Source organism: Natronospirillum sp., assembly GCF_022565775.1.
Lineage (GTDB): Bacteria > Pseudomonadota > Gammaproteobacteria > Pseudomonadales > Natronospirillaceae > Natronospirillum.
In genome coordinates, this window is record NZ_JAIUMC010000155.1 from 1 (window position 1) to 4,249 (window position 4,249).

General features: G+C 58.5%; 2 protein-coding genes. One reads left to right on the plus strand and one right to left on the minus strand.

Annotated features, from left to right (window positions below):
• Positions 1–389 precede the first annotated feature (389 nt).
• Positions 390–2,426 (plus strand): NADH:flavin oxidoreductase, encoded by a 2,037-nt coding sequence (locus LAT62_RS16085; protein ID WP_293386213.1) that lies wholly within the window; start codon positions 390–392, stop codon positions 2,424–2,426.
• A gap of 196 nt (positions 2,427–2,622) precedes the next feature.
• Here the strand turns inward: LAT62_RS16085 and LAT62_RS16090 are convergent.
• The coding region (locus LAT62_RS16090) for a hypothetical protein (protein WP_293386215.1) at positions 2,623–4,249 on the minus strand (1,627 nt) is incomplete at its 5' end.

Below are 4,249 nucleotides of genomic sequence, written 5' to 3' on the forward strand. Positions count from 1 at the left end.
ACTAACCGGATTTACCGCCACCCTCCATCATTTTCCCGCACTTCCGCGATGAACCTTTTTTATGCCCGATAATCGCGACCCCGCTATTTTTTTGTTGGGGTCACGACCGGGACGCCGGCCGGTTGAATCTCGTTTCCCGCTCCAAATTCGAAAAGGCAGCCAAACGGCTGCCTTTTTTGTGCCTGTCAGTAGGAGCGCACCCCGTTGCGCGATGGGGCCGTAGGCCCCTTTTTCAAATCGGCCAGCGGGGTGGCCTCCTACAGACACAATCACCGCATTGAAGATACCTACCCTGCCATCGGCGGTCACACCATGGGTCTGGAAAAAATGCTGACGCTTCAGACTCGCTGCGCTAGTGTTGTCCTGCATACGCACTTGGAGACACCACCATGGCTGACGACCCGTTGCTGCAGCCCTTCCAGCTCAAGCATCTGACACTCCGAAACCGCCTCATGATGACGGCTCATGAGCCCGCCTACCCCGAAGATGGCATGCCCACGGAGCTCTATCGGGCCTACCATGTTGAGCGCGCCAGGGCGGGTATCGGCCTGACCATGACAGCTGGTTCGGCCGCAGTGGCCAAAGACAGCCCACCGGTCTTCAACAATATCCTGGCCTACAAGGATGAAGTCGTGCCCTGGCTGCGCGAGCTGACAGACGCCTGCCACGAGCATGGTACAGCCGTCATGATCCAGTTGACGCACCTCGGCCGTCGTACCCGCTGGGACAAGGGAGACTGGCTGCCGGCGGTATCCGCCTCACACCATCGCGAAGCCTCGCACCGTGCCTTCCCCAAGCAAGCAGAGGACTGGGATATCGAGCGGTTGATTCGCGACTACGCCGACGCGGCAGAGCGGATGCAGGCGGCCGGCCTGGATGGCATAGAACTGCAGGCCTACGGCCACCTGATGGATCAGTTCTGGTCGCCACTGACCAATACACTGGAAGACCCTTATGGTGGCAGCCTGGACAACCGACTGCGTTTTACCTTTGACGTATTGCAGGCCATTCGTGTCCGAGTCGGACCCGAGTTCATTGTCGGGGTCCGCTATACCGGCGACGAACAACTGCCCGGTGGGCTGAACGCCGATGAGGGGCTGGATATCTCCCGGCGCCTGAAAGACAGCGGCATGGTAGATTTTCTCAATGTGGTGCGAGGACATATCGATACCGATCCCGGCCTGACCGATGTCATTCCCGTTCAGGGCATGCCCAGCGCTCCGCATCTGGAATTCGCCGGGGAGATTCGTCGTCAGGTCGACTTCCCGACCTTTCACGGGGCAAAAATCCAGGATGTGGGCACGGCCCGCTACGCCATCGAGTCAGGCAAGGTCGACATGATCGGCATGACCCGGGCGCACATGGCCGACCCACATATCGTGAAGAAAATCATCGAAGGCCGTGAGGACGAGATTCGCCCCTGTGTTGGCGCCAACTATTGTCTTGACCGCATCTATCAGGGCGGGGCTGCCTACTGCATTCACAACCCGGCCACCGGTCGGGAGACCACCATGCCACACACCATCCCCAAGGCGGAACAAAAACGCCGAGTGGTGGTGATCGGAGCCGGACCCGGCGGGCTCGAGGCCGCCAGGGTAGCCGCCGAACGCGGGCATGAGGTGCTGGTGCTGGAGGCCATGAGTGAGGCCGGCGGACAGATCGGACTCACCGCACAAAGCCCGCATCGCCGCGACATGATCGCCATTATCGACTGGCGGTTGGCACAATGCGAAAAGCTCGGTGTCGAGATCCGCTACAACTGTTGGGCCGAGGCCGACGACGTGCGGCGGGAAAATCCGGACATTGTGATAGTGGCCACCGGCGGCTACCCCATTGAAGACCAGCCTGCCGAGGGCAGCTCTCTGGTGGTCAGCAGCTGGGACATTCTCTCGGGGCACATCCAACCCGGCAATCGGGTGCTGCTGTTCGATGATGCCGGGGATCACCCGGCCCTGCAGGCAGCCGAAAAGATTGCCCGGACCGGGGCCCAGCTCGAGATCATGACGCCGGACCGCACCTTCTCGGCCGAGGTCATGGCCATGACGCTGGTGCCCTACATGAGAGCCCTGCAGCCACTCGATGTCACCTTCACACCAACCTACCGACTTAAATCCGTCGAACGCAGTGGTGACGACCTGCTGGCTCGCATCACCAGCGATTATCAGGAACTGAACGACGAACGACGCGTTGATCAGGTGGTGGTCAACTACGGCACACAGCCCATGGCCGATATCTACTTCGACCTCAAGCCCTACTCCAGCAATGGCGGTGCCGTCGATTACGATAACCTGATCGCGGGCCGACCGCAGAACTTGGTGCGCCATGATAACGGCACATTCCAGCTGTTCCGCATTGGTGATGCCGTCGAGTCGCGCAACACCCATGCGGCAATCTATGATGCACTTAGACTGGTGAAGGATCTGTAAGGGGGCAGGTGCAGATGGATGGCCGCCCCAGAGCGCGGCCAAGGCCGGCGCCTACAACGGAGGCACTGTATCCTGTAGGCGCTGATTTATCTGCGCTTGGCGGCGCAGCCGCCTTTTCAAATCGGCCAGCGGGGTGGCCTCCTACGGGGCACAAGCACCGTAGGAGAGCCGGTCCGACACATGGGCCCGGTCATGCTCAATACTTAACAATCACCGCATTGTCGATACCCAGCTTGCCGGTGGCGGAAACGTCATCGCCATACTCGAAGCTTTCGCCACCCGCCTGGAAGCCTACTGCATAGACATAGCCATCGGCAGCCACGCCATTGAACTCCGAAGAGAAGCTCACGCCCGAGACCGTTCTTGCCTCTTGCGCGACGCCATCGTCGTCAAAGGCAACCAGCAAGGCATTCTCGTCTTCCGACGCTCCGTCAACTTCGACGTCGTTGCCAAAGCCGAATGAACCGGAACCCGTCAGGTAGCCTGCCGCAACGATGGTGCCACTGCTATCCACTGCAACACCTTGGAATTCAGAGTCGTCTTCCGCTGTTTGGACTGCCTGTGCCCAGCGCGCTTCGCCTTCACTGTTATAGGACACCAGAACAGCATTGGAACTAGTGTCTGTGCCGGCGCTGGTGGTAACACCATTTCCGTATGTAAAGTCGCCATCTCCTCTCTGATAGCCTGCGGCATACACATGGCCACTGCTATCCACCGCAACAGCGTAGAATTCGGACCGACTACTGGCCACCTCAACCGATCGGGCCCACTGGGCATCGCCATCAGAGTCGTATTTTACGATAACCGCATTTCGCGCCGAGTTATCCCCCTCCGCGCTGACTCCGCTACCATACCGGTGCTCAAGAGAACGGCCCTGGCGACCAACCGCATAGACATCGCCATCATCACTTACCGCAACAGCATGAAACTCGGAACTAGGCGGATTACCGGATGAATAATTCGAGCCGGTAATGGAACGCGCCCACTTTGCGGTGCCGTCAGTGTCATATTTGACTAGCACGGGGAAGGTCTCACCGCCTCCAGATCCGCTTACGCTGATCTCAGAATCTCCTGTCTGGGACAAGGTGTAACTGCTCACATCAATGCTGCCGGCGGCATAGACATTACCATCCGCATCAACAGCAAGACTATTAAACATGGAAGTTTGCGAGTCAGACGATTGCCCACCAAATTCAACGACGGTACGTGCCCATTGCGCTTCACCATCGGCATTGTATTTCACCAATACAAGATTGCCCGGAAATTCACCCCCGGCATCGGACTGAGCCGTCACACCATTGCCGTAATCAAATTCGCCCGTTCCCCGCTGGTAACCGGCGGCAAACACATTGCCATCACCATCGACAGCGACTGCAAGAAACCTGGATCTACTTGGGGCATCCTCTGTAGAACGCGCCCATTGGGGTTCTCCGTCCGAGTTGTACTTGACGATTGCGGCATTGTAACCATTACTATCACCCTGGGCGGTCACACCAGAGCCATAGTCAACTTCCGCCATACCACTTTGGATGCCAACGGCATAGACACTGCCATCCGAGCCCACTGCAACCGCTTCAAATTCGGTATCCCCTGAAGCGTCCTCGACAGTCATAGCCCAAACTGCGTCAATGCCGGTCGAACCGCCGCCAGACCCGCTGCCGGAACCCCCGTTTTCGGAGTCACTGCTGGAGCTGCTCCCCGAGTCGCTGTTACAGGCGACAAGGGCAATTGTTGCGACCAATAATGTAATTCGAGTAAGAACTTTCATGGTATTACCTGACTTATTGAATAGGTTTTGGGCCTTTACAACCGCACCCGTCCCG